General features: G+C 68.2%; 18 protein-coding genes and 1 tRNA gene. 8 read left to right on the plus strand and 11 right to left on the minus strand.

What is annotated here, in order from left to right:
• The first annotated feature begins 35 nt into the window (after positions 1 to 35).
• Positions 36 to 680: a glutathione S-transferase family protein gene (locus CBM2586_RS11105; protein WP_115661607.1), complete on the plus strand. Its 645-nt coding sequence runs from the start codon at positions 36 to 38 to the stop codon at positions 678 to 680.
• 25 nt (positions 681 to 705) lie between these two features.
• On the opposite strand, the gene CBM2586_RS11110 is transcribed toward CBM2586_RS11105, so the two are convergent.
• Complete coding sequence (locus CBM2586_RS11110) at positions 706 to 1,359, minus strand: LysE family translocator (protein ID WP_115661606.1); 654 nt, start codon at positions 1,357 to 1,359, stop codon at positions 706 to 708.
• A gap of 412 nt (positions 1,360 to 1,771) precedes the next feature.
• Between CBM2586_RS11110 and CBM2586_RS11115 the strand changes: the two genes are divergently transcribed.
• Positions 1,772 to 3,454: an L-lactate permease gene (locus CBM2586_RS11115; protein WP_115663707.1), complete on the plus strand. Its 1,683-nt coding sequence runs from the start codon at positions 1,772 to 1,774 to the stop codon at positions 3,452 to 3,454.
• A 180-nt stretch (positions 3,455 to 3,634) separates the two neighbouring features.
• Positions 3,635 to 5,464, plus strand: a complete 1,830-nt coding sequence (locus CBM2586_RS11120) for an ABC transporter ATP-binding protein (protein ID WP_115687523.1) — start codon at positions 3,635 to 3,637, stop codon at positions 5,462 to 5,464.
• 161 nt (positions 5,465 to 5,625) lie between these two features.
• Here the strand turns inward: CBM2586_RS11120 and parC are convergent, their stop codons facing one another.
• The 3 genes from parC to CBM2586_RS11135 form a co-directional block, all read right to left on the minus strand.
• The gene (parC, locus tag CBM2586_RS11125) at positions 5,626 to 7,968 is read right to left on the minus strand and encodes a DNA topoisomerase IV subunit A (RefSeq protein ID WP_115687525.1); all 2,343 of its coding nucleotides are present in this window, start codon (positions 7,966 to 7,968) and stop codon (positions 5,626 to 5,628) included.
• Positions 7,969 to 8,047: 79 nt separating this feature from the next.
• Entirely contained in the window at positions 8,048 to 8,863 is an 816-nt protein-coding gene (locus tag CBM2586_RS11130) for a lytic transglycosylase domain-containing protein (RefSeq protein ID WP_115687527.1), read from the minus strand.
• 95 nt (positions 8,864 to 8,958) lie between these two features.
• Complete coding sequence (locus CBM2586_RS11135) at positions 8,959 to 10,962, minus strand: DNA topoisomerase IV subunit B (RefSeq protein WP_115687529.1); 2,004 nt, start codon at positions 10,960 to 10,962, stop codon at positions 8,959 to 8,961.
• A 346-nt stretch (positions 10,963 to 11,308) separates the two neighbouring features.
• Here CBM2586_RS11135 and CBM2586_RS11140 point away from each other — a divergent pair, with 346 nt between their 5' ends.
• Entirely contained in the window at positions 11,309 to 12,520 is a 1,212-nt protein-coding gene (locus tag CBM2586_RS11140; protein ID WP_115661602.1) for an MFS transporter, read from the plus strand.
• Between the two features lie 317 nt (positions 12,521 to 12,837).
• Here the strand turns inward: CBM2586_RS11140 and CBM2586_RS11145 are convergent, their stop codons facing one another.
• Positions 12,838 to 14,772, minus strand: a complete 1,935-nt coding sequence (locus CBM2586_RS11145) for an ATP-binding cassette domain-containing protein (RefSeq protein WP_115687531.1) — start codon at positions 14,770 to 14,772, stop codon at positions 12,838 to 12,840.
• Positions 14,773 to 15,114: 342 nt separating this feature from the next.
• Here CBM2586_RS11145 and CBM2586_RS11150 point away from each other — a divergent pair, with 342 nt between their 5' ends.
• Positions 15,115 to 16,293, plus strand: a complete 1,179-nt coding sequence (locus CBM2586_RS11150; protein WP_115687533.1) for a benzoate/H(+) symporter BenE family transporter — start codon at positions 15,115 to 15,117, stop codon at positions 16,291 to 16,293.
• Between the two features lie 19 nt (positions 16,294 to 16,312).
• Here the strand turns inward: CBM2586_RS11150 and CBM2586_RS11155 are convergent, their stop codons facing one another.
• Entirely contained in the window at positions 16,313 to 16,840 is a 528-nt protein-coding gene (locus tag CBM2586_RS11155) for a hypothetical protein (protein ID WP_115687535.1), read from the minus strand.
• A 271-nt stretch (positions 16,841 to 17,111) separates the two neighbouring features.
• Between CBM2586_RS11155 and CBM2586_RS11160 the strand changes: the two genes are divergently transcribed.
• Positions 17,112 to 17,444, plus strand: coding sequence for a DMT family transporter (locus tag CBM2586_RS11160; RefSeq protein ID WP_115663705.1), 333 nt, complete (start codon positions 17,112 to 17,114; stop codon positions 17,442 to 17,444).
• Here the strand turns inward: CBM2586_RS11160 and CBM2586_RS11165 are convergent.
• Positions 17,392 to 17,676 (minus strand): DUF2188 domain-containing protein, encoded by a 285-nt coding sequence (locus CBM2586_RS11165; RefSeq protein ID WP_115687537.1) that lies wholly within the window; start codon positions 17,674 to 17,676, stop codon positions 17,392 to 17,394. The genes CBM2586_RS11160 and CBM2586_RS11165 overlap by 53 nt on opposite strands.
• 218 nt (positions 17,677 to 17,894) lie before the next feature.
• Positions 17,895 to 17,969, minus strand: a tRNA-Arg gene (locus CBM2586_RS11170).
• Between the two features lie 314 nt (positions 17,970 to 18,283).
• Here CBM2586_RS11170 and CBM2586_RS11175 point away from each other — a divergent pair.
• Positions 18,284 to 18,577, plus strand: a complete 294-nt coding sequence (locus CBM2586_RS11175; RefSeq protein WP_115661595.1) for a hypothetical protein — start codon at positions 18,284 to 18,286, stop codon at positions 18,575 to 18,577.
• A gap of 65 nt (positions 18,578 to 18,642) precedes the next feature.
• Positions 18,643 to 19,419 (plus strand): PP2C family protein-serine/threonine phosphatase, encoded by a 777-nt coding sequence (locus tag CBM2586_RS11180; protein ID WP_115663704.1) that lies wholly within the window; start codon positions 18,643 to 18,645, stop codon positions 19,417 to 19,419.
• A gap of 13 nt (positions 19,420 to 19,432) precedes the next feature.
• Here the strand turns inward: CBM2586_RS11180 and CBM2586_RS11185 are convergent, their stop codons facing one another.
• From CBM2586_RS11185 to CBM2586_RS11195, 3 genes are read right to left on the minus strand one after another with little or no spacing between them, the layout of a single operon-like run.
• Positions 19,433 to 20,782: a sigma-54 interaction domain-containing protein gene (locus CBM2586_RS11185; RefSeq protein ID WP_115687539.1), complete on the minus strand. Its 1,350-nt coding sequence runs from the start codon at positions 20,780 to 20,782 to the stop codon at positions 19,433 to 19,435.
• Positions 20,779 to 23,898: a peptidase domain-containing ABC transporter gene (locus CBM2586_RS11190; protein ID WP_240987917.1), complete on the minus strand. Its 3,120-nt coding sequence runs from the start codon at positions 23,896 to 23,898 to the stop codon at positions 20,779 to 20,781. The genes CBM2586_RS11185 and CBM2586_RS11190 overlap by 4 nt, the downstream gene beginning before the upstream one ends.
• Complete coding sequence (locus CBM2586_RS11195) at positions 23,879 to 24,631, minus strand: peptidylprolyl isomerase (RefSeq protein WP_115687541.1); 753 nt, start codon at positions 24,629 to 24,631, stop codon at positions 23,879 to 23,881. The genes CBM2586_RS11190 and CBM2586_RS11195 overlap by 20 nt, the downstream gene beginning before the upstream one ends.
• Positions 24,632 to 24,656 lie beyond the last annotated feature (25 nt).

The raw sequence follows: 24,656 nt of genomic DNA on the forward strand, positions 1-24,656 counted from the left end.
CACGGCAAACGGGCGCACTTCACTTGGGAGACGACATGTTGCGTATCTGGGGCCGGCTTTCCTCCATCAACGTGCAAAAGGTGGTCTGGTGCGCGCGCGAGCTGCACCTGGACCATGAGCGCGTCGATATTGGCGTGACCAAGGGCGACCTCGACACCGAGGCCTACGTGCGCCTGAACCCCAACCGCCAGATCCCCGTGATCGAGGATTTCCGCGGCACCGATGTCGGCGGCGAGCCCTTCGTGCTGTGGGAATCCAATGCGATCGTGCGCTACCTGTGCGCGCGCTACGGCGAGGGCACGCTGTGGCCCGAGGACGTCAAGGCACGCGCCTCGGCCGACCGCTGGATGGACTGGCAGACCACCGCCTTCAGCCCGGCGATGGTGACGGCGTTCCTGAACCTGGTGCGCAAGCCCGTCGCCGAGCGCGACCAGGCCGCCATCGAGGCCTCGTGCGAGCGCACCGAGCCGCTGGCCGCGCTGCTGGACCGGGCGCTGGCCGGGCGCGAGTTTATCGGCGGCGAGCGCTTCACCATGGCCGACATCTCGCTGGCCTGCGCCGCGCACCGCTGGATGGGATTGCCGCGCCAGCACCAGCCGCGCCCCGAACTGGAACGCTGGCTCAATGCCATGCGCGCCCGCCCCGCCGCGGGCGGCATCCTGGAACTGCCGCTGCGCTGAGCCGCGGCATTTTTTTCCGCCCGGCCTACTTCGGCGCGCGCGAGCCCGACGCCGCCGTGAACACCCCCAGCCCGATAAAGGCCGCGCCGGTCAGGTAGCGGCCCAGCGCACGCGCCCGGCCGGCGCGGCGCAGTGCCGGCATCACCGCGGCGGCCGCCATCACGTAGCATGCGTCGGTGGTCGCCGCGATCAGCACGAAGGCCACGCCCAGGGCCAGGCTCTGCGCCAGCGCCGAGCCCGCCGGGTTCATGAACTGCGGCAGGAAGGCGGCGAAGAAGATCGCGGTCTTGGGGTTGAGCAGCGCCACCACGAAGCCGTCGCGCACCACCTGGCGCAGGCTGCGCGGCGCCACTTCCGGGGCGCCGCCGGCGGCGCCGGTGCCGGCGCCGCGCAGCGCGCGCAGGCCCAGCCAGATCAGGTAGGCCGCGCCGGCGTACTTGACCATCGTGAAGGCCAGCGCCGAGACCGAGAACAGCACCGCCAGCCCCAGCGAGGCACCGATGGCATTGCCCAGGTTGCCCAGCGCCACCGCGCCGATCGAAGCCAGGCCGGCCTGCCGTCCCTGCGCCAGCGTGCGCGTGACGATATAGACCACGGCCGGGCCCGGGGTGATCGCCAGCGCCAGGCTGGCCACCACGAAGGCCGTCAGCAGCGGCCACGGCGGAAGGAATTCAGTCATCGGAACCTCGCCTCGAAGTGGGATGGCGCCGACGATGCGCCGGCGCGCTGTCCGCCAGTATGGCGCCATGGCCGCGCCCGCGCCAGCCGGCAGAATCGTCGCCATGGCCGGTCATGCTGGCGCGCGGCTGGCTTGCATACTTTTGCAACGGACGCCGTTTAGAGTACTCTGGCCGGTGTGCCGCAAGGGCCCCATGTGCGCCGCCGTGCTCTCCGGGCAAACCCTGATCCCTGAATGTGGCTCAACGCGATCATGACGCGATATACGGCGGCCGCCTGCGGGCCCTTTTTTAAAATCCTTGTTCTTTGCCGGCGCGGCGGATGCCGCGCGCCAGTGCAAAGCCGCATGCGGGAGTTTCCAGGGCACGCAGATCGCCCGGGCGCCCGAGCCAAACCAGAGGAGGATTTCGATCGTGTGGAGTCAAGTCTATGACCCGCTAGGCAATATGGCGCTGTCGACCATTGCCGCGGGCATTCCCGTCGCCGTGCTGCTGGCAGCGCTGGCTTTCTTTCATATGCAGGCGCACCTGGCGGCCGGCCTGGCGCTGCTCATCGGCATCGTGGTTGCCTCCACTGTGTTCGGCATGCCGGCGGCAATGGCGGGCAAGGCCGCGGGGCTGGGCATCGTCTCGGGGCTGTTCCCGATCGGCTGGATCGTGCTGAACATCATCTTCCTGCACCGGCTCACCACGCTGAACGGATCCTTCAAGGTCTTGCAGAACTCGATCTCCGGCATCACCGAAGACCGGCGCCTGCAGCTGCTGCTGGTGGCGTTCAGCTTCGGCGCCTTCTTCGAGGGCGCGGCCGGCTTCGGCACGCCGGTGGCCGTGACCGGCGCGATCCTGATCGGGCTGGGCTTCTCGCCGCTGGCGGCCTCGGGCCTGGCGCTGATCGCCAACACCGCGCCGGTGGCGTACGGCGCGCTGGGCGCGCCGATCATCGGACTGGCCTCGGTGACCGGGCTGGACCTGCTCGACCTGTCGGCCATGATCGGCCGCCAGCTGCCGTTCTTCTCGGTGATCGTGCCGTTCTGGCTGATCTGGGCCTTTGCCGGCTTCCGCGGCATGCTGGCGATCTGGCCGGCGATCCTGGTGGCGGGCGTGAGCTTCGCCGTTCCGCAGTTCCTGGTGTCGAACTTCCACGGCCCGTGGCTGGTGGACGTGATCGCCGCGCTGGTGTCGATGGGCGCGCTGACGCTGTTCCTGAAGGTCTGGCATCCGAAGGAAATCTGGACTTCGACCAAGATCCTCGGCCGCCACGACGACTCCAAGGTCGACCACCCCGAGGCGCTCGAAGCCGACGCCCGCGCCAGCGCCGCCTCGGCCGGCATCTCGGTGGCCAGGGCCTGGATGCCGTGGGTGATCCTGACGGTGTTCGTGTTCGTGTGGGGCATCCCCGAATTCAAGAAGCTGATGGATAGCCTGTGGGCCTGGAAATTCCCGGTGCCGGGCCTGGACAAGGCCATCGTCAAGGTGCCGCCGGTGGTGCCGAAGGAAGTCATCGAAGGCGCGGTGTTCAACTTCAACGTGCTGTCGATGGCCGGCACCGGCATCTTCGTCTCGGCCATCGCCGGCGGCCTGCTGATGGGCTACTCGGTGCCGCGGCTGTTCAAGGAGTACTGGGAAACCATCAAGCTGGTGCGCTACTCGCTGCTGACCATCTGCGCCATGTTCGGGGTCGGCTACCTGACCCGCTATTCGGGCCTCGATGCCACGCTGGGCCTGGCCTTCGCCCACACCGGCGTGTTCTACCCGCTGTTCGGCACCATGCTGGGCTGGCTGGGGGTGGCACTGACCGGCTCGGACACGGCCTCTAACGTCCTGTTCGGCGGCCTGCAGAAGACCACCGCCGAGCAGCTGGGGCTGTCGCCGGTGCTGATGGCGTCGGCCAACAGCTCGGGCGGCGTGATGGGCAAGATGATCGACGCGCAGTCGATCGTGGTCGCCTCGACCGCGACCAAGTGGTACGGCCACGAGGGCGACATCCTGCGCTACGTGTTCTTCCACTCGATCGTGCTGGCGATCCTGGTAGGCCTGTTCGTGACGCTGCAGGCCTACGTGCCGCCGTTCACGCAGATGGTGATCCACCACCCCTGACGCGCTTGCACGCCCTGCCGCTGCAGGGGTTTCGGCATGGCATTTCAGACCAGGCCCCGCCCCCGGCGGGGCTTTTCCGTTGGGCAAGGCGCGTATCATGTTGCGTCTGATCCGCCGCAAGCGCCCGTCATCCCACCAGGACGAGCGGGGCGTGCCGTGGCACACAACGGGAACCCTGCCATGTTGCGTCGCCTGGAAAGACTGATCGACCCCTTCCGCCATATGCCCGACCGCGAGCCGCCGGGCCAGGTGCTGCGCTTCTACACCTGGTACCTGCGCGAGGTCTGGGGCGTGTTCGTGCTGCTGTTGCTGGTGGGCCTGGTTGGCGCGCTGATCGAGGTGGCGCTGTTCAGCTTCCTCGGCCGGCTGGTCGACATGGCGCAGACCACGCCCGGCGCCGAGTTCTTCAGCCGGCACCGCAACGAGCTGGTGTGGATGGCGGTGGTGGCGGTGCTGCTGCGCCCCATCTTCTTCGGCCTGCACGACGTGCTGGTGCACCAGGTGATCAGCCCCAGCCTGTCCAACCTGATCCGCTGGCAGAACCACCGCTACGTGCTCAAGCAAAGCCTGTCGTTCTTCCAGAACGATTTTGCCGGGCGCATCGCCCAGCGCATCATGCAGACCGGCTTTTCGCTGCGCGACTCCGCGGTGCAGGCGGTGGACGCGCTGTGGCACGTGGTGATCTACGCGGTCAGTTCGCTGGTGCTGTTCGCGCAGGCCGACTGGCGCCTGATGATCCCGCTGCTGCTGTGGATCGTCTGCTACGTGGCCGCGCTGCTGTACTTCGTGCCGCGCGTGAAGCACCGTTCGGTGGTCGCCACCGAGTCGCGCTCGCAGCTGATGGGGCGCATCGTCGACGGCTACACCAATATCACCACGCTCAAGCTGTTCGCCCATACCCGCCAGGAAGAGGACTACGCACGCGACGCCATGGCCGAGCAGACCGAGAAGACGCGGCAGGCCGGGCGCATGGTCAGCGGCATGGACGTCACCATCACCGCGATGAACGGCGCGCTGATCGCCGGCACCACCGGGCTGGCGGTGTGGCTGTGGAGCACCGGCCATGTCACCACCGGCGCGATCGCGCTGACCACCGGGCTGGTGATCCGCATCAACAATATGTCGGGCTGGATCATGTGGGTGGTCAACGGCATCTTCGAGAACGTCGGGCAAGTGCAGGACGGCATGAAGACCATCGCCGTGCCGCGCCAGGTCACCGACCGCGCCAACGCGCAGCCGCTGCTGGTCACGCATGGCGAAGTCCGCTTCGAGCAGGTGGGGTTCCACTACGGCAAGGGCTCGGGCGTGATCGAAGGCGTCAACCTGACCGTGCGGCCGGGCGAGAAGATCGGCCTGGTCGGCCCTTCGGGGGCCGGCAAATCGACCCTGGTCAACCTGCTGCTGCGGCTCTACGACGTCGAGCGCGGCCGCATCCTGATCGACGGCCAGGACATCGCCACGGTCACGCAGGAAAGCCTGCGCGCGCAGATCGGCATGGTCACGCAGGACACCTCGCTGCTGCACCGCTCGATCCGCGAGAACCTGCTCTACGGCAAGCCCTCCAGCACGGAAGCCGAGCTGGCTGCGGCGCTGCACCGCGCCCGCGCCGACGAGTTCATTCCCAACCTGATCGATGCCCACGGCAACACCGGGCTGGAAGCGCAGGTCGGCGAACGCGGCGTGAAGCTGTCAGGCGGACAGCGCCAGCGCATCGCGATCGCGCGGGTGTTGCTGAAGAACGCGCCGATCCTGATCCTCGACGAAGCGACCTCGGCGCTCGATTCCGAAGTGGAAGCCGCGATCCAGGAAAGCCTGGAAACGCTGATGCAGGGCAAGACGGTGATTGCCATCGCGCACCGGCTCTCGACCATCGCACGGATGGACCGGCTAGTGGTGCTGGACCGCGGGCATATCGTGGAAAGCGGCACGCATGCGGAATTGCTCGCGCATGGGGGGCTGTATGCGCGGCTGTGGGCGCATCAGACGGGGGGGTTCGTGGGGGTGGATTGAGCGATTGTTTTCTCCCCTCTCCCGCTTGCGGGAGAGGGGCCGGGGGAGAGGGCAGGACTTCGGCAAGCATGAAAGCGCGTCCCTGCGTGGACACGCCGGCCCTCTCCCCCGCCCCTCTCCCATAAATGGGAGAGGGGCGACAACACTCGCTCCGGCAAAATTCAGTTGCCGTTGCCCGGCGCCTCCACGCGCACCGGATCGATCCTCGGCTCCTTCAGCTTCGCCTCGATCTGCTTGCCCTTGCGCGCGCGCTTGCCCACATACGGCAGCAGCGACTGCCCGGCCAGCTTCTGCGACGACGGCTTGCCGCCGCGGCCCGTGCCGGACAGCACCAGCCCCGGCGCGCCCACGGCGACCGCCTGCAGCAGCTTCTCCCTGGGCTCCAGCTCCATCAGGATCACGCCGCGGCCACCGGCCGACAGCACCTTCACTTCGTCCAGCGCCACCAGCAGCAGGCGGCCGTTGCCGGACAGGCAGGCCGCATGCGTGGCCTCGTCGCCGATCGGCGCCGGCGGCAGCGGGGCGTCGCCGTCGTCCAGCGTCAGGAACGACTTGCCGCCCTTCTGCCGGCCGGTCATGTCGCCCACCGTGGTCTGGAAGCCGTTGCCGCTCGCGGTGGCGACCAGCACGCGCTGGCTGGCGCTGCCGGCAAAGGTGTGCGCCACCTGGCTGCCGGGCTGCAGTTCGATCAGCGTGGTGATGGGCACCCCGTCGCCGCGCCCGCCCGGCAGGCTGGAGACCGGCACCGAATAGACCCGGCCGTTGGTGCCGAACACCAGCAGCACGTCGACGGTGCGGCAGTCGAAGGTGTTGTAGAGCGCATCGCCGGCCTTGAAGGTGAACTGCTGCGGGTCGTGGCCATGGCCCTGGCGCGTGCGCACCCAGCCCTTCTGCGACATCACCACCGTCACCGGCTCGTCGATCACGCGCACCTCGGCGGCGGCGCGGCGCTGTTCCTGGATCAGCGTGCGGCGCGGGTCCTTGTCTTCCGGGCTGTACTGCCTGGCGTCGGTCTCGATCTCCTTGATGATGCGACGGCGCATCATGGTCTCGGACTTGAGCAGCACGTCGAGTTCGGCCTGCTCTTCGCGCAGCGCTTTCAGTTCCTTCTCGATGCGGATCGCTTCCAGGCGCGCCAGCTGGCGCAGCCGGATTTCCAGGATGTCCTCGGCCTGGCGGTCGCTCAGGCCGAAGGCCTCGATCAGCGCGGGCTTGGGCTCGTCGCTCTCGCGGATGATGCGGATCACCTCGTCGATATTGAGCAGCACCAGCATCCGGCCTTCGAGGATGTGGATGCGATCCTCGACCTTGCCCAGGCGATGGCGCGTGCGGCGCGTGACGGTATCGAAGCGGAACGCAATCCACTCGCCCAGGATCTCGCGCAGGCCCTTCTGGCGCGGACGGCCGTCGGTGCCGATCATCACCAGGTTGATCGGCGCGCCGGATTCCAGGCTGGTATGCGCCAGCAGCGTCTGGATGAACTCCTGCTGGTCGATGTTCTTGCTCTTGGGCTCGAACACCAGTCGCACCGGCGCGTCCTTGCCGGACTCGTCGCGCACCGCGTCGAGCACCGCCAGCACGGTGGCCTTGAGCTGCTGCTGGTCCTGCGTCAGCGCCTTCTTGCCGGTCTTGATCTTGGGGTTGGTGATTTCCTCGATCTCTTCCAGCACCTTCTGCGCCGAGGTATTCGGCGGCAGTTCGGTCACCACCAGCTGCCACTGGCCACGCGCCAGCTCTTCGATGGTCCAGCGCGCGCGCACCTTCAGGCTGCCACGGCCGTTTTCGTAGATCTGGGCAATGTCGGATGCCGGCGAGATGATCTGGCCGCCACCCGGATAGTCCGGCCCCGGCATCAGCGCCAGCAGCTCGGCCAGCGAGATGTTCGGGTTGCGGATCATCGCCACGGTGGCCGCGGCGACCTCGCGCAGGTTGTGCGGCGGGATCTCGGTGGCCATGCCCACCGCGATGCCCGAGGCGCCGTTGAGCAGCACGAACGGCAGCCGCGCCGGCAGCAGCTTGGGCTCCTGCATCGAGCCGTCGTAGTTGGGGATGAAATCGACCGTGCCTTCGTCGATCTCGTCGAGCAGCAGCCGCGAGATCGGCGTCAGGCGCGCTTCGGTGTAGCGCATCGCCGCGGCGCCGTCGCCGTCGCGCGAGCCGAAGTTGCCCTGGCCGTCGATCAGCGGGTAGCGCAGCGAAAAATCCTGCGCCAGCCGCACCAGCGCGTCATAGGCGGACTGGTCGCCGTGCGGATGGAACTTGCCCAGCACGTCGCCGACCACGCGCGCGGACTTGACCGGCTTGGCGTCGGCACGCAGGCCCATCTCGTGCATCGCGAACAGGATGCGCCGCTGCACCGGCTTCTGGCCGTCGGCCACCTCGGGCAGCGCGCGGCCCTTGACCACGCTGACGGCGTAGTCCAGATAGGCGCGCTCGGCGTAGCGGGCCAGCGTCAGCGAATCGGCCGGCTCTTCAGGTTGAAACGTGATGTCTTGTTGTTCCATGGATAGGCAAGGATTCGGCGCGCCACGCGTCGGACCTCGACGGCCGGCGCACCGGTTGCTTGTGATTCTTGGGTGTCGCTCAGGGCATGGGCCGGCGCGCGCCGATCACCATCTTCACGCGCGGGCCGCTGCCATCGCCCGGGCCGGCGCCGGCGCGCCTGAGCACCACGCCCTGCTGCGGCTGATACAGCCGGTAGAACTGCAGCACGGTGCTGACATACTGCCGCGTCTCGGGATAGGGCGGGATGCGGTTGTTGTAGCGCTGCACCGCGCCCTCGCCGGCGTTGTACGCCGCCAGCACCAGCTCGAGGTTGTCGGGGAACTGCTGCATCAGCCAGCTCAGGTAGCGCACCCCGGCGGTGATGTTGGTGCGCGGATCGGCCAGCTTCTGCTCGATGGTGCGGCGCGCATCGGCGCTGACACCAAAGCGCGCGCCGGTGTCGGGAATCACCTGCATCAGGCCGATCGCGCCCTTGGGCGACACCGCCGCCGGGTTGAAGCCGGACTCCACCGCCATCACCGCCTTGACCAGCGCGGGATCGACATCCTGCCTGCCGGCGATCTGGTGGATCAGCGGCTCGACGGTCTTGATGTTGGGATGGTTGACGACGTAGCGGTACAGCTTGTGCTGCTCCAGGTCGATGTCGAGGTCGATGTCACCGCGCGCCGCCTGCGCCTGCCGTGCGGCCAGGCGGCCGGTGTCGAGCTTGCCGCCGTCCTTCATGAACAGCTTGTAGCGCGCGTCGAGCTTCTGGTCGGCGAAGTGCGCCACGCCGTCGGCATCGATAAAGCCCCACAGCTCGGCATGCGCCGCCGGCACGCAGGCGAGCCCGGCCAGCGCCAGCAGGACCGCGGTTGCCTTGCGCCAGGAGTTGCCGGGGGTTCTCGTCGTCATCGTGCGTTCCAGAGTGGGCGGACCGGAGCGGGCATTATGCGCCAATCGCGCCGGGCTGGCAGCGGAGCGGCAGAGCCCGCGGCGCGGCGCCCGGCTCAGATGTCGGCCTCGACCTCGTTGCCCTTCTCTTCCAGCCAGCTGCGGCGCTGGGCGGCCTCGCCCTTGCCCATCAGCATGTTCATCATCTCGACGGTCTGCGGCAGGTCGTATTCGCCCAGCATCACGGGCAGCAAGCGCCGCGTGTCGGGGTTCATGGTGGTTTCCCACAGCTGCTCTGCGCTCATTTCGCCCAGGCCCTTGAAGCGCGAGATCTGCCACGAGTTTTCCTTGACGCCGTCCTTGAGCAGCTTGTCCTGTATGGCTTCAAGCTCGCCCTCGTCCAGCGCGTACAGCTTCTGCGCCGGCTTCTTGCCGCGCGCGGGCGCATCGACGCGGAACAGCGGCGGGCGCGCCACATAGACGTTGCCGGTCTCGATCAGCTTCGGGAAATGCCGGAAGAACAGCGTCAGCAGCAGCACCTGGATATGCGCGCCGTCCACGTCCGCGTCGGACAGGATGCAGATCTTGCCGTAGCGCAGGTTGGACAGGTCGGGCTCGTCGCTGGCGCCGTGCGGGTCCACGCCGATGGCCACGGCAATGTCGTGCACCTCGTTGTTGGCGAACAGGCGGTCGCGCTCGGTCTCCCAGGTGTTCAGCACCTTGCCGCGCAGCGGCAGGATGGCCTGGAATTCCTTGTCACGGCCCATCTTGGCCGAGCCGCCGGCGGAGTCGCCCTCGACCAGGAACAGCTCGTTGCGGGTCACGTCGGTGGATTCGCAGTCGGTCAGCTTGCCGGGCAGCACGGCCACGCCCGAGCCCTTCTTCTTCTCGACCTTCTGCGCCGCGCGCGTGCGCGCCTGGGCCTGGCGGATCACCAGCTCGGCCAGCTTCTTGCCGTACTCGACATGGTGGTTCAGCCACAGCTCCAGCGCCGGGCGGCTGAAGGTGGACACCAGCCGCACCGCGTCGCGGCTGTTCAGGCGCTCCTTGATCTGGCCCTGGAACTGCGGGTCCAGCACCTTGGCCGACAGCACGAACGAGGCGCGCGCGAACACGTCCTCGCTCATCAGCTTGACGCCCTTGGGCTGCAGCGCATGCATCTCGATAAAGCTCTTGACCGCCTGGAACAGTCCTTCGCGCAGGCCGGACTCGTGCGTGCCGCCGGCCGGCGTGGGGATCAGGTTGACGTAGGACTCGCGCACCGGCGCGCCGTCCTCGGTCCAGGCCACCACCCACGAGGCCCCCTCGCCGTCGGCAAAGCCTTCCTCGCCGGGGTTGGCGTCGGGGTCGGCAAAGTGCTCGCCTTCGAACATCGGGATCACCAGCTCGCGATCTGGCCCCTGAGCGCTGCCCTGCGCCAGCGCCTCCACCAGGTAGCCCTTCAGGCCCTGGTCGTACTGCCAGGTCTGGCGCTCGCCGGTTTTCTCGGTCACTAGCGTGACCTTGACGCCCGGCAGCAGCACCGCCTTGCTGCGCAGCAGGCGCTGCAGCTCGGCCAGCGGGATCGCGGCCGAATCGAAATACTTCGCGTCCGGCCATACCTGCACGCGCGTGCCGTTCTTCTTTTCGCCGCGCTCGAGCTTGCGCGAAGCCAGCGGCACCGTCACGTCGCCGCCGGAGAAGGTCAGCGTCGAGCACATGCCGTCGCGCCACACGGTCACGTCCAGTTGCGTCGACAGGGCATTGGTCACCGAGACGCCGACGCCATGCAGGCCGCCGGAAAAGGCATAGGCGCCGCCCTTGCCCTTGTCGAACTTGCCGCCGGCATGCAGGCGGGTGAACACGATCTCGACCACGGGCACGCCCTCTTCCGGGTGGATGCCCGCCGGGATGCCGCGGCCGTCGTCTTCCACGCTGAGGCTGCCGTCGCGATGCAGGGTCACCAGGATCTCGGTGCCATGGCCGCCGAGGGCCTCGTCCGAGGCATTGTCGATCACCTCCTGCACGATATGCAGGGGGTTGTCGGTCCGGGTGTACATGCCGGGGCGCTGCTTGACCGGCTCCAGGCCCTTCAGGACCCGGATGGAAGATTCGCTGTACTGACTGGTTTTGCTCGCCATGGAGTCGCTACGAAAGTGATGGTCCCGGCTGCCGCGAGGCGCACAACTGTGCACGCGCCGGGGCACCGGGCACTGCATTGTAATGGAAGCGCGCGACGCCATTCCCGCGGAAAAACGCCCGCCCTTGCAGCCTGCGCCGGCCCGGCTTGCCGGGCCGCCGGCACTTGTTGCCGGGGCGCCGCCGATGCGGGCGGCGCCGTACGCGTTTTCCCGGGGCGGAGTAAACTCCCCACCACCCGGCCCCCGGCAAGCCCGATTGCCGTTTCGGCGCGGTAAGACAACAAGCACAGACAATCCTGTCGGCGCCGCCCCCACCCGGCGCGGCCGCCGCACACCGAGCCAAGACATGCAGAACCGACAACTCTCCCTGACCACCGTGCTGGTGTGCGGTGGCCTGCTGGTCACGCTTTCGATGGGCATCCGGCACGGCTTCGGCCTGTTCAACCTGCCGATCACGCAGTCCCACGGCTGGAACCGCGAGACCTTCGCCTTTGCGCTGGCGCTGCAGAACCTGATGTGGGGCGCCAGCCAGCCCTTCGCCGGCGCCCTGGCCGACAAGTTCGGCGCGCTGCGCATCATGCTGGCGGGCGTGGCGCTGTACGTCGCCGGCCTGGTGGTGATGGCGCTGGCGACCAGCGGCACCGCCTTCGCCACCGGCGCCGGAGTGATGATCGGCATCGCCCAGTCCGGCACCACCTACAGCATCGTCTACGGCGTGATCGGCCGCGTGGCCAGCCCGGAAAAGCGGATCTGGGCCATGGGCATCGCCGCGGCGGCGGGCTCGTTCGGCCAGTTCCTGATGATCCCGGTGGAACAGGGGCTGATCTCCGGCCTGGGCTGGCAGAACGCGCTGTACGTGATGGCGCTGATGGCCTGCGTGATGCTGCCGCTGGCGCTGACCCTGCGCGAGCCGCGCGAGGCCGCCCACACCGGCGGCCACCACCAGACCATCGGCCAGGCCATCCATGAAGCCTTCGGCAACCGCAACTTCCAGCTGCTGACACTGGGCTACTTCGTGTGCGGCTTCCAGGTGGTCTTTATCGGCGTGCACCTGGCGCCGTACCTGAAAGACCAGGGGCTGACGGATCCGAAGGTGGCCGTGGTGGCACTGGCGCTGATCGGGCTGTTCAACGTGTTCGGCACCTATACCGCCGGCGCCATGGGCCAGCGCCTGCCCAAGCGCTACCTGCTCGCTTTCATCTACCTCGCGCGTGCGGTGGTGATCGCCGGCTATCTGCTGTTGCCGCTGACGGTGGCCAGCACCTGGGTATTCGCGGCGCTGATGGGGTTCCTGTGGCTGTCGACGGTGCCGCTGACCAACGGCATCATCGCGCAGGTGTTCGGGGTGAAATACCTGTCGATGCTGTCGGGGGTGGTGTTTTTCTCGCACCAGATCGGCAGTTTCCTGGGCGCGTGGCTGGGGGGCTATCTCTATGACCGCACCGGGGGATACAACACGGTGTGGCTGCTCGCGATCGCGCTGGGGGTGGTGGCTGCGCTGGTCAACCTGCCGATTCGCGAGCAGGCGCTGGTGCGGGCGCAGCCGGCGGCGGCGTGATGGCCATGGTTCGCGCACGCGTGGCGAAGGCGGCCGGGCTGGCGGGGCTGGCCGGGCTGCTGGCGGCGGGATTCGTGGGGTACCTGCGGCCGTCGTTCGTGGTGGACCTTACGAATATGGTGTTGGCGTGGTGTGGGTAAGAGCCGGACTGAGGCGCTTCGACCATGCCGACTGTGTGCCCCCTCTCCCGCTTGCGGGAGAGGGTTGGCGAAGTGAGGCGCTGACATGCTTGCCACGCGCCTGCCCTCACCCCCGGCCCCTCTCCCGCAGGCGGGAGAGGGGAGCAAACCAACTGCGTGCCAGACGCTCTCAGGACCTTACGCCCACTCGCCCTTTGACTTCGCCTCCAGCACTTCCCAGCGCTCCAGCGCTTCCAGCAGTTCCATCTCGATCTCGTCGTGCCGCGTCGCCAGCAGCGCGGCCTTGGCCGCATCGCTGACGTAGAGCGAGCCATCCGCCAGTTGCGCCGAGATCGTCTTCTGCTCGGTCTCCAGCGACGCAATCCGCTCAGGCAGCCCATCCAGCTCGCGCTGCTCCTTGTACGACAGCTTGACGGTCCGATTGGCCCCGCGCGCCTCGCGCGTATCCTTGCCCCTGGCCGGCTCGGCCAGCTTCTGCTCAGCCGGCTTGCGCGCCGCCTGCAGCGCGGCGCTGCGCGCTGACTGCTCGACCCAGTCGGAATACCCCCCGACCGACTCGCGCCAGACCCCATCGCCTTCGGCGGCCAGCGTCGAGGTCACCACGTTGTCGAGGAAGGCGCGATCGTGCGACACCAGGAACACGGTGCCGCCGTAGTCCTGCAGCAGCTCCTCCAGCAACTCCAGCGTGTCGATGTCGAGATCGTTGGTGGGCTCGTCCAGCACCAGCACATTGGCCGGCCGCGCGAACAGCCGCGCCAGCAGCAGCCGGTTGCGCTCCCCGCCCGACAGCGACTTGACCGGCGAGCGTGCGCGCTCCGGCGCGAACAGGAAGTCGCCCAGGTAGCTCATCACGTGCTTGCGCTGGCCGTTGACCTCGACCCAGTCGCTGCCCGGGCTGATGGTGTCGGCCAGCGACTTCTCCAGGTCCAGCGCGGTGCGCATCTGGTCGAAATACGCCACCTGCAGGTTGCTGCCGTTGCGCACGGTGCCGCTGTCGGGTGCCAGCTCGCCCAGGATCAGGCGCAGCAGCGTGGTCTTGCCGGCGCCGTTGGGGCCGATCAGGCCGACCTTGTCGCCACGCATGATGGTGGCGGTGAAATCGCGCACCACCACCTTGTCGCCATAGGCCTTGTTCACATCGACCAGCTCGGCCACGATCTTGCCGGAGCGGTCGGCCTGCGACACCTCCAGCCTGACATTGCCCTGCACCTCGCGGCGCGCGGCGCGCTCGTTGCGCATCGCCACCAGCCGCTGGATGCGCGACACGCTGCGCGTGCGGCGCGCTTCCACGCCCTTGCGGATCCACACCTCTTCCTGCGCCAGCAGCTTGTCGAACTTGGCCTGCTCGACCTGCTCGGCGGCCAGCATCTCGGCCTTGCGCGCCTGGTAGGCGGCGAAGTTGCCGGGAAAGGACACCAGCCGGCCGCGGTCGAGCTCGACGATGCGCGTGGCGACGCGGTCGAGGAAGGCGCGGTCGTGGGTGATCAGCAGCACGCTGCCGCGGAACTGCAGCAGCAGGTCTTCCAGCCAGCGGATCGCCTCCACGTCGAGGTGGTTGGTGGGTTCGTCCAGCAGCAGGATGTCGGGCTCGGCCACCAGCGCCTGCGCCAGCGCCACGCGCTTCTGCAGCCCGCCCGAGAGCGCGTCGACACGCGTGTGCGAATCCAGCCCCAGCCGGGCCAGCGTGGTTTCCACGCGGGTGCGCAACTGCCAGGCGCCGGCGGCGTCGAGCTCGGACTGCAGCCGGTGCAGTTCGGCCAGCGCCGCTTCGTCGTCGTGGTGCTCGGCAACGCGGTCGGCGGCGGCCTCGTAGCGGACCAGCAGGTCGTGCGCATCGCCCATGCCCTGCGATACCGCGTCGAACACGGTGATGCCGGGCGCGAACTGCGGCTCCTGCGGCACGTAGGCACTGGTCACGCCGCTCTGGCGGGCGATCAGCCCGTCGTCCGGCGCCGACAGCCCCGCCACGATCTTCAGCAGCGAGGACTTGCCCGAACCGTTGCGTCCGATCAGCCCGACGCGCTCGCCGGCCTCCAGCGAAAAGTCGGTGTGGTCGAGCAGGGCCACGTGCCCGAAGGCAAGCTGGGCATCGGTAATGGAAAACAGGGCCATGGGAAGGAAGGCGAGACCGCGAGGAAAGATGGGACGGGCCGGCGGCGCGGGCGCGCCCGGCGGCAGCCCGCATTGTAGACGACCGGCAGCCTGACCCGGCACGGGCAAAAAAGAAGGGCCCGCGCACTGCGGGCCCAAGAGTCTCTCCTCGGTGCCCTGCTCGCAAGGCACGGAACCAGCATAACAACGGTCCACGGCCCGCTCCAGTCGGACAAGTCCGTAAGGGAAAGCCCCGTCTAGCGGGGGCGCCGCGCCGCGGCCGCGCCGATCCGGGCCGAATTGGTACGGCCAAGGCACTCATGCGAAGATGGCGGCCGTACCCAAGTGCCTGCTGCCCGCCCCATGACCACCGCTTCGCTGAAATTTTCCGACCTGTCCGTGTCGGCGCTTGTCGCCGGGCTGGTCGCCACGCTCACCGGCTACACCAGTTCGCTGGTGCTGATGATCCAGGCGGGACACGCGGCCCACCTGAGCGACGCGCAGATCTCGTCGTGGATCTGGGCGCTGTCGATCGGCATGGGGATCACCACCATCGGCCTGTCGCTGGCGTTGCGCGTGCCCATCGTGGTGGCATGGTCCACGCCCGGCGCGGCACTGCTGATCGCCAGCCTGCCGGGCGTGCCCTATGCCGAGGCCATCGGCGCCTTCCTGCTGGCCGCCTTGCTGATGACCGCGGCCGGCATGACCGGCTGGTTCGACAAGCTGATGCGCGCCCTGCCGGCGAGCATCGCCTCGGCGCTGCTGGCCGGCATCCTGTTCCGCATCAGCGTCGACGTGTTCGTGCAGGCGCAGCACCAGACCGTGCTGCTGCTGGCGATGTTCGCCGCTTTCCTGCTGGGGCGGCGGCTGTGGCCGGCCTATGCGGTGCCGGGGGTGCTGCTGGCCGGCGTGGTGGTGGCCGGGGTGCTCGGCCAACTCGATTTCGCCGGCGTGCGGCTGGAACTGGCCGTGCCGGTGTGGACCACGCCGGCGTTCTCGATGCCGGCCTTCATCAGCCTGGCGATCCCCTTGTTCATCGTCGCGCTGGCGTCGCAGAACATTCCCGGGCTGGCCGTGCTGCAGGCCGATGGCTACCACGTGCCGGCGTCGCGCCTGATCACCATCACCGGGCTGGCCTCGGCCGCGCTGGCACCGTTCGGCTCGCACGGCATCAACCTGGCGGCGATTACCGCGGCAATCTGCACCGGCCCGCAGGCCGACCCCGACCGCCACCGCCGCTATACCGCGGCGGTGGTCTGCGGCGTCGGCTACCTGGTCGCGGGCACGCTCGCCGCCAGCATCGCCGCGCTGTTCGCCGCCTTTCCGCAGGCGCTGGTGGTGGGCGTGACCGCATTCGCGCTGATGGGCTCGATCGCCAACGGCCTGACCGTCGCCATGCAAGCCCCGGCCGAGCGCGAAGCCGCCCTGCTGACCTTCATGATCACGGCCTCGGGCATGACCCTCGCGGGCATCGGCTCGGCATTCTGGGGCGTGGTGGGCGGCATGCTCGCCTATCACGCGCTGCGCCGCCGGGGAGCCTGACGGCAGGCCCGGCGCGGGGCTACAGCAGCAGGAAAGCCAGGTCGGACAGGCCGATTTCCTCCGGCAGCACGCCCTTGCGCCGCTGGAACAGGATGTGCTGCAGCACGCGGTCGCGGTCCCCGGCAAAGGCCTGCGGATCCAGCCGCAGCGCCACGCGCGCGTAGTGCTCGGCCAGCAGCCGGTAGACCCGGTGCCGCACCCGCAGCATCTCGGTGTCGGCTTGCAGCCGGCTCATCGCACTGGTGTTCTCTTCCTCCAGCTTGCGCATGCCCATCACCACGCGGGCATGCATGCCGCGGTAGCGGTCGATCTCCGCATGGGCCTTGCGCAGTTCTTCACGCAGCGCGCGCACCTCCTGCAGCAGCTTCAGGTTGTGCTGCACGCCGCGCTGGATGCGCGCGGCCTCTTCCAGCGCCTGGTCCGCCGCCGCAATGGTGTCGTGCCATGGATTCGCGTCCGGCGCGCTGGAAGGGTCCCCTGACCCCGATGTCGACGATGATGCCGACGATGGCGGGACAGCCACGCCGCCGATGCCTGTGTGCTGCATACCGCTCCCCTAATCCCCATGCCCGCCGCCGGCATCGTCATGTGTTCTCGATTTCGTGCCGGCCTGGTCAGGCAAAATTACCGCGACTGCCTGGATGCCCCTCTTGCCGCGGGCCAGCGTGCACCCGCTTGTTATGGTTCTGCCCGTCACATTCAACCCGCCCTTGCCGCCTCGCACAACCACCGCGAGGGAGGGAGCGGCTTTGGCGCAACATGCGCGGAGCGCTAAGATGCCGGCTCAGGCCCATGCCGGCCAGCCTCTTCTGCATGCCATGAACGGATATTTGCTGCTCGCCTTCGCCATCGTCGCCGAAGTCATCGCCACCAGCAGCCTGAAGGCCTCGCAAGGCTTTACGCGGCTCCTGCCCAGCGTGCTGGTGGTCACCGGCTACGTCGCCGCCTTCTATCTGCTGATGCTGGTGATGCGCACGGTCCCGGTCGGCATCGCTTATGCGATCTGGAGTGGCGCCGGCATCGTGCTGGTGTCGCTGATCGCCGTGGTGTTGTACCGGCAGGTGCCGGACCTGGCCGCCTGTGTCGGGATCGGGCTGATCATTGCCGGGGTGGCGGTGATCCAGCTGTTTTCGAAGACGAGCGCGCATTGACCAGCATCGAGCGCCGGTTCTCCCCCTCCTTGCCAAAGGAAATGCGCCTTCCGATACGGCCATCGCGCGTGTGCACGACCAGGTCGACACACTTTTCCTCCGCTTTCGCCGTGCCGGCCGCGATGGCCGCCTCCCGGCTGGGAAAGAATAGACGGCCCTCGCCGCCGCACGCGCTCTCCACGACCCACTGAAGTCCCTCGATCCGTAAAACGTGAACGTGTCCGTCCGACATGGCTGCTCCAAAGCTGACGGGAGTGAGTATCTGTAGTCGGCCCGAGCGCGGGTATCGGCTTTTGTCCGACAAGGCAACACTTGACAGGGACGGGTCATGGCTGCGGCGTCTATCGCCGGACGCTACGGGGCCCGCAGCGGAACGCGGCGCGCGACGGTTGCGCTGAATGCTTTGAAGCGCGGGGAAAGCGAGGGCTGGCAGGCAATGCCGGGCATCTATGGTCCCGCCGACAGGAATCGAACCTGTATCTAGCGCTTAGGAGGCGCTCGTTCTATCCATTGAACTACGGCGAGGGACAGGACTGCCAGGACGGCAAGCCGCTGGCGCGGTGATCCTGGAGACGGGCGGGAGTATATCAAAATCCGCACGCCCGCGGCCCGTCGCCGGCGCGGTGGTGGGTGTCGCCCGACACCGGCATGCCAGGTGTCGGCGTGCATCCAACGCGGCGGCGCCAGCCGCAATTGGCAACTGGTCCCCGACCGGCCCGGAATCGGCGCCACACCACCGCTTCCGGCCTGCGCCGGTCCCGTTGCCCCCGGTGGCACGCTGCTTGCTCGATCAGCCGTACCGCCCCCGGCGCATCGACGCCTTTCACCGGAGACCACATATGGCCACCCTCTCGATCAATGACCTTGCCAGCTGCCGCGAACTTGCCCCCGCCGCCATGGCGCGCGTACGCGGCGCGGGGGGACAGTGGGTGTTCGGCTGGATCCGGCCGTTCGTGCCGTCGTCGCCGGCGCCGCTCGGCACCGTGATCAACTTTTACGAGATCAACTACAGCTTCTATGCTGATCAGATAAACAACCAGTTCCAGAACATCGATATCCGCAACAACGCGCCAAACGCCAACATCAATGTCCGGGGCGACCAGGGTGCCAGGAACGACGGCCGGCTAGTCTGATCCGGCCTTGCCCGGACCCCCGCGGGCGCTGGCGTGGATCGTTGCGGATCGCAGCGGAGACCAGCTTGGGTTTCGACTCGCATTTCCAGTGGACCTCGGCGGCGTGCACGGACGTCGGGCGCGTGCGCGAGCGCAATGAGGACGCCTGCCTCGACCTGCCCGGACAGGAATTGTGGGCCGTGGCCGACGGCATGGGCGGCCATGCCGTGGGAGATTTCGCCAGCCAGGCGGTGGTGCGGGCGCTGGCGGCGCTGCCGCCGCAGGCGCGCCTGGAGGACCGGATCGACGCCACGCGCGCGGCCTTGCAGGGCGTGAACCTGGCGCTGGTCGACGAAGCCGCGCGCCTCGGCGTGCGCTGCATCGGCAGCACGGTGGTGGTCCTGCTGGCCGGCGACAGCCGCTGTGCCTGCCTGTGGGCCGGGGACAGCCGCCTGTACCGGCTGCGCGGCGGCCAGCTGGCGCGCCTCACGCGCGACCATAACCAGGTCGAGCGCCTGCTTGCGCGCGGCCTGATCACGCCGGAGCAGGCGCGCCACCATCCCGCGCAGAACACCATCACGCGCGCCGTCGGCGCGGCCCCGACGCTGGCGCCGGAACAGTTGCTGACCGACGTGGCCGACGGCGACGTCTACCTGTTGTGCAGCGACGGGCTGAGCAACGAGGTCGACGATGACGCGATCGCCGCGGTGCTGGCCCAGCAGGACGTGGCGCAGGCCGCGCTGACACTGGTGCAGAAGGCGCTCGATGCGGGCGGCCGCGACAACATCTCGGTAGTGGTGCTGCGCGCGGCCGACCCGTGTGGCCCGGATCGCACCCTGGTCAACCCCGAGCTCGACGCCTGACGCCCGCCGCGCCCTACCCCTTGCCGGCTTCGGCCTGGCGGCTGGCGCGGAAGTCCTTCGAGTGGATGCCGTGCTTCTTCAGCAGCATCTGCAGGTGCGAGCGGTTCATGTCGAAGCGCCGGGCCAGCTCGGCGACGGTGCCGCCCACCTCCTGCAGTCCGCGCTCCAGGAAGGCGCGCTCGGCCTCGTCGCTGGCAGCGCGCTTGGCTTCGCTGAGCGAGGTTGCCATGGCGATGTCGGCGCCGGCCGCGCCGGCGCCGACCACCGCCAGCGCGGCAGGCTTCGGCCGGATGTCCTGCGGCAGGTGCGGCAGGTCGGCGGTATCCCCGGCCAGGCAGCTCAGCCGGTACAGCAGGTTGCGCAGCTCGCGGATATTGCCGGGGTAGTCGTAGTGCAGCAGGAAGTCACGCAGCCGCGGCGTCAGCCTGACCGGCGCGCGCCTGAGCATGCCGGCGGCCTCGTCGCTGAAGTACGACACCAGCAGCGGGATCTCGTCGCGCCGCTCCCGCAGCGCCGGCAGGCTGACGTGGATCACGCTCAGCCGATAGAACAGGTCTTCGCGGAAGGTGCCGGCCTGGCTCATCCGGCGCAGGTCCTTGTTGGTCGCCGCGACGATGCGCGCATCGACCGAGATGATCTCGTCGGAGCCGACCCGCTGGATCTCGTGCGCCTCCAGCACGCGCAGCAGCTTGACCTGCCCGGTCAGCGGCAGTTCGCCGATCTCGTCGAGGAAGATGGTGCCGGTATGCGCGCTCTCGAACTTGCCGCGCCGGTCGTTGCTGGCGCCGGTGAAGGCGCCCTTCTTGTGCCCGAACAGCTCGGATTCGAGCAGGCTGTCTGGAATGGCCCCACAGTTGACCGAGATGAACGGCTTGTCGGTGCGCGCGCCGTTGGCGTGGATCACCTTGGCCATCAGTTCCTTGCCGGTGCCGCTTTCGCCGTCGATCAGCACCGGCAGGTCGGTGGGCGCGGCCTTCTCGGCGATTTCCAGCGCTTCGAGCAGCCGGGGGTTGTCGCCGAAGGTGCCTTCGAAGATAAAGCTGCGCTCCATCAGCGCCTGACGCCGCTCGCGCGGCAGCCGTTCGACCTCCGGCGGCGGCGGCGCGGCCGCGGCCGCGCTTGCGGCCGCGGCGGCGGCGTCGGCGGACGATGCCGCCTGCACGAAGCGCTCCTTGTGCGACAGGCCCATCACCTCGTCGCGCAGCGTGGTGGCCTGCTTGAGCAGTTTCTCGATTTCGGGCCGGTCCAGCTTCGACGCCCAGCGCAGCGTCGAGCGCAGGATCTCGATCTTTTCGATCAGCCCGGCGAACGACACCGGCGAAGTCACCGAGACGGGGGTGGCGCCCTGGTTGTATAGCTTCATGCTGCGCTCAGTTGCTTCTGCACCAGTTGGAAATACATGCCCTTGCGCTCCAGCAGCTCTTCGTGCCGGCCCTGCTCGACGATCGCGCCTTCATACAGCACCAGGATCTTGTCGGCCTGCATGATGGTGCTGAGCCGGTGCGCGATGATGACCGCGGTGCGCCCGCGCAGGATTTCCTGCATATTGGCCAGGATGTTGCTCTCGGACTGCGTGTCCAGCGCCGAGGTGGCTTCGTCGAACACCAGCAGGCGCGGGTCGTGGTACAGCGCGCGCGCAATGCACAGCCGCTGGATCTGCCCGCCCGAGAGGCCGATGCCCCGTTCGCCGACGACCTGCTCGTAGCCCAGCGGCAGCTTGCTGATAAAGGCATGGGCGTCGGCCATGCGCGCCACCTCCTCGATGCGGCGCCGGTCCGGGCTGTCGTCGCCGCAGGCGATGTTCTCGGCGATGGTGCCGGAGAACAGCAGGTTGGACTGCATCACGTAGCCCACCTGCGCGCGGTAGAAGGCCGCGTCGATCACGTTGAGGTCGTAGCCGTCGACCGTCATCGAACCCTCGGTGGGCTTGTAGAAGCCCACCAGCAGCTTGGCCAGCGTGGTCTTGCCCGAGCCGCTGCGGCCGACGATCGCGACCATCTCGCCGGGGCGGATCGCGAAGCTGATGTTCTCCAGCACGTAAGGCGTGTCCTCGCCGCCGTAGCGGAAGTACAGGTCCTTCATCACGATCTCGCCCTGCAGGTCAGGCAGCATCACGCGCGACAGCACGTCCTGCGGCTTCTGCTCCGGTTCGAGGTCGAGCACGTCGCCAAGCCGCTCCATCGCCACGCCGGCGTCGTTGAGCTGGCCCCACAGCGCCACCAGACCCATCAGCGGCGCCAGCACGCTGCCCATGAAGGCGTTGAAGGCAATCAGCTGGCCGATGGTCAGCTCGCGCTCCAGCACCAGCGTCGCGCCCACCCACAGCACCGCGATGGTGGTGGCGGCATTGAGCAACTGGCTCGCCAGCCCCACCAGGATATGGAACTGCTGCGCCTTGTACTGCGCCTCCAGCGCCTTGGTGTACTTGCGCTCCCAGCGCAGCCGCACCGGCCGCTCGATGCCCATGCCCTTGACCGTCTCGGCGCCGCCCAGCGTCTCCATCAGGTAGGCCTTGGCATCGGTCGACGCCGCGAATACGTCGCGCGCATAGGCCTTGACCCGCGGCGTCACCACCACCGTCAGCGCGGCGATCGGGATCACGAAGGCGATCAGCAGCAGCGTCAGCTTGACGTTATACAGAAACATGATGGTGAAGTAGATAAACACCATCAGCAGGTTCAGCGCCGTGGTCACCGTCGATTCGGTCAGGAAGGCGCGGATGGTCTGGTTCTCCTGGAAGCGCGCGAAGATGTCGCCGGTCTTGCGCTTGGCGAAGAACGACAGCGGCAGCGACAGCGTGTGCCGGAAGAAGTGCGACATCATGGCGAAATCCATGTTGCGCACCATGAAGTTGGCCAGGTAGGCGCGGATCGTCGACATCAGCTGCGAGAACACGCTCGAGATGATCAGCCCCGCGATCAGCAGGTGCAGCAGCCCGACGTTCTGGTGCACCACCACCCCGTCCAGGATGTTCTGGATGATCAGCGGCGGCACCACCCCCAGCATCTGGATCACGAAGGTCGCCAGGAACAGGTGCGCCAGGATCTTCTTGTATGGCGCCAGGTAGCCGATGAAGCGCAGCCATGGCGAGCGCTGCACCGACAGCTGCGTCATGCTTTCGCCGGGCGCGAACAGCAGGCAGGTGCCGCTCCAGCCGCGCTCGAATTCCTCGGCGCTCATCTTGCGAAAGCCGATGGCGGGATCGGCCACCCACACCCAGCGCGACGAGATGCCATACACCACTACATAGTGGTAGCCCTCCCAATGGACGATGAACGGCAGCTCGAAGCCCAGCAGCGAATCACGCGTGCATTGCACCCCGCGCGTGGTGAAGCCCAGCGATTCCCCCGCCCGCGCCAGGCTGTCGAGGGTGGCGCCCTGGGTGGTGACGTTGGCCAGCTCGCGCAGCTTGCCGAGCGTCATCGGGATGCCGTAGTGCCGGCAGATCATCGCCAGGCAGGCCGCGCCGCAGTCCATCTCCTCGGCCTGCTCGACCAGCGCGAAGCGGCGGATCAGCTTCTCGCCCAGCTCCGGCTTCGAGGCCAGGTCCAGCAGCACCGGGCGCCGGCGCCGCTCGGCCAGCTTCTTCTGCCGGTGCAGCTCGCGGTCCAGCACCCGGATGCGCTCCTCCAGCACCTCGCGCAGGCGCGGGTTGCGCTCCAGGATCAGCTGCACGGTCTTCTCGGGGATCACCAGCAGGCGCACGTCGGTCTCGGCAATCGCCGCGGCCAGCTGCTCCTGCCGCATCACGCAGGCGCGCTCGCCAAAGATATCGCCCTGGCCCAGCGTCGCCAGCGGAAACTCGCCGCCCTCTTCGCTGCGCACGATGCGCACCGTACCCTGGCGCACCACATACAGGCGCCGGTCGTCGCGTCCGTCCTGCTTCAGGATTTCCCGGCCGGCCGCGACGCGCTTCACGCCGACGCTGCGCACCGCGTCCTCCAGCTCCTGCTTGTCGAGCTTGCCGCGCAGGTCGAACAGCCGCGCGACAAAGCCGCCGGCCGAGCTGATCGCGACATAGCTGGTGATAAAGGCCAGCGCGGCGGGGTTGCCGGCCACCAGGGGCTCGCTGACGCTGCGCGGAATCATCAGCAGCTCGGTCTTGCCCGAGGCCCGCACCGACGACTCGTGCCGGTATTCGCGCAGCAGCGCGAGATCGGCAAAGACCTCGCCGGTCTTGCGCACTCCCATGCTGATTTCCTTGCCGTGCTCCTCGTTGAACACGCGCACCGAGCCGGACTTGACGATAAACAGGCCCGGCGCGGTTTCGCCGGCATTGCAGACGGTGTCACCGAAGCCGAAGCTCAGCACCTGCGCGGCGTCGGCCAGGCGCGCCAGCTCCTCCGGCGTCAGCACCGACAGGATCTCGACGCCAGCCAGGAAAGCGGCCAGCGCCGAACCCGCCGCCGGCTCCTGCGGGGCGGCCGTGGCGGCGCCGTCGGCGGCCGGCGCGGCCTCGCTAGCGGGCTTCGATGACATGTTCCTGCGCCCTGGCCATCAGCCAGTCCTCGCGCAGCAGCCGGCGCACTTCGACCGCCACCTCGCCGTCGAGCGTGGCCGGGTGCTTGGCGCGCACCAGGAAGACCTCGAAGAACGAGCGGTCGGCGGCCGGGAACGGCCCCAGCAGGTCGCCCGGCTCGGCGTTGAAGACCTTGGCCTCGATCTCGGTCTTGAGCGAGCCGCGCAGCACCTTGCCGATTTCGCCGCCGCGCTCGCGCGTGTCGGCGATGGAGTGCTCGCGCGCCATCTCGGCAAAGGCCCCGGGATCGTCCTGCAGGTAGGAGATCAGTTCCTTCGCCTTGCCTTCGCTGTCGACCACGATATGGCTGACCTCGATGCTGTCGAAGCGCGGCGAATTCAACGCAAAGTACTCCTGCACCGCGGCATCGCTGCACACCTGTTCCATCATCCGCTCCTGATACAGGTTGTCGGTGATGAAGGCCTCGAACTCGTCCAGGCTGACATTGAGCGCATCCAGGTAGTGATTCATGTCAGCGGCGCGGTGCAGGCCCTGCACGCGGCGGAACTGGTCGGCGCGTTCCTGGATCTCTTCGGGCGTGACCACCAGCCCCTCCCGCCTGGCGGCGTGCACGGTCAGCTTGTCGCGCACGATCTGCTCGACCAGCCCTTCGAATTGCCCGGTCAGCTTGAGCAGGCGCACGAATTCCTCGACCCCGAGCACCTCGTCGTCGATACGCACGATGCCAGTCATTTTTCCCACTCCTTTGGCGGCCTTG

It is taken from the genome of Cupriavidus taiwanensis, from assembly GCF_900250115.1.
In the GTDB taxonomy this organism is placed as follows: Bacteria; Pseudomonadota; Gammaproteobacteria; order Burkholderiales; family Burkholderiaceae; genus Cupriavidus; species Cupriavidus taiwanensis_B.

Excerpts from the sequence above, each read along its gene's own strand:
- CBM2586_RS11105 (WP_115661607.1), top strand. The coding sequence starts at position 36 with ATGTTGCGTATCTGGGGCCGGCTTTCCTCCATCAACGTGCAAAAGGTG.
- CBM2586_RS11110 (WP_115661606.1), bottom strand. The coding sequence starts at position 1,359 with ATGACTGAATTCCTTCCGCCGTGGCCGCTGCTGACGGCCTTCGTGGTG.
- CBM2586_RS11120 (WP_115687523.1), top strand. The coding sequence starts at position 3,635 with ATGTTGCGTCGCCTGGAAAGACTGATCGACCCCTTCCGCCATATGCCC.
- parC (WP_115687525.1), bottom strand. The coding sequence starts at position 7,968 with ATGGAACAACAAGACATCACGTTTCAACCTGAAGAGCCGGCCGATTCG.
- CBM2586_RS11130 (WP_115687527.1), bottom strand. The coding sequence starts at position 8,863 with ATGACGACGAGAACCCCCGGCAACTCCTGGCGCAAGGCAACCGCGGTC.
- CBM2586_RS11135 (WP_115687529.1), bottom strand. The coding sequence starts at position 10,962 with ATGGCGAGCAAAACCAGTCAGTACAGCGAATCTTCCATCCGGGTCCTG.
- CBM2586_RS11140 (WP_115661602.1), top strand. The coding sequence starts at position 11,309 with ATGCAGAACCGACAACTCTCCCTGACCACCGTGCTGGTGTGCGGTGGC.
- CBM2586_RS11145 (WP_115687531.1), bottom strand. The coding sequence starts at position 14,772 with ATGGCCCTGTTTTCCATTACCGATGCCCAGCTTGCCTTCGGGCACGTG.
- CBM2586_RS11150 (WP_115687533.1), top strand. The coding sequence starts at position 15,115 with ATGACCACCGCTTCGCTGAAATTTTCCGACCTGTCCGTGTCGGCGCTT.
- CBM2586_RS11155 (WP_115687535.1), bottom strand. The coding sequence starts at position 16,840 with ATGCAGCACACAGGCATCGGCGGCGTGGCTGTCCCGCCATCGTCGGCA.
- CBM2586_RS11160 (WP_115663705.1), top strand. The coding sequence starts at position 17,112 with ATGAACGGATATTTGCTGCTCGCCTTCGCCATCGTCGCCGAAGTCATC.
- CBM2586_RS11165 (WP_115687537.1), bottom strand. The coding sequence starts at position 17,676 with ATGTCGGACGGACACGTTCACGTTTTACGGATCGAGGGACTTCAGTGG.
- CBM2586_RS11175 (WP_115661595.1), top strand. The coding sequence starts at position 18,284 with ATGGCCACCCTCTCGATCAATGACCTTGCCAGCTGCCGCGAACTTGCC.
- CBM2586_RS11185 (WP_115687539.1), bottom strand. The coding sequence starts at position 20,782 with ATGAAGCTATACAACCAGGGCGCCACCCCCGTCTCGGTGACTTCGCCG.
- CBM2586_RS11190 (WP_240987917.1), bottom strand. The coding sequence starts at position 23,898 with ATGTCATCGAAGCCCGCTAGCGAGGCCGCGCCGGCCGCCGACGGCGCC.
- CBM2586_RS11195 (WP_115687541.1), bottom strand. The coding sequence starts at position 24,631 with ATGACTGGCATCGTGCGTATCGACGACGAGGTGCTCGGGGTCGAGGAA.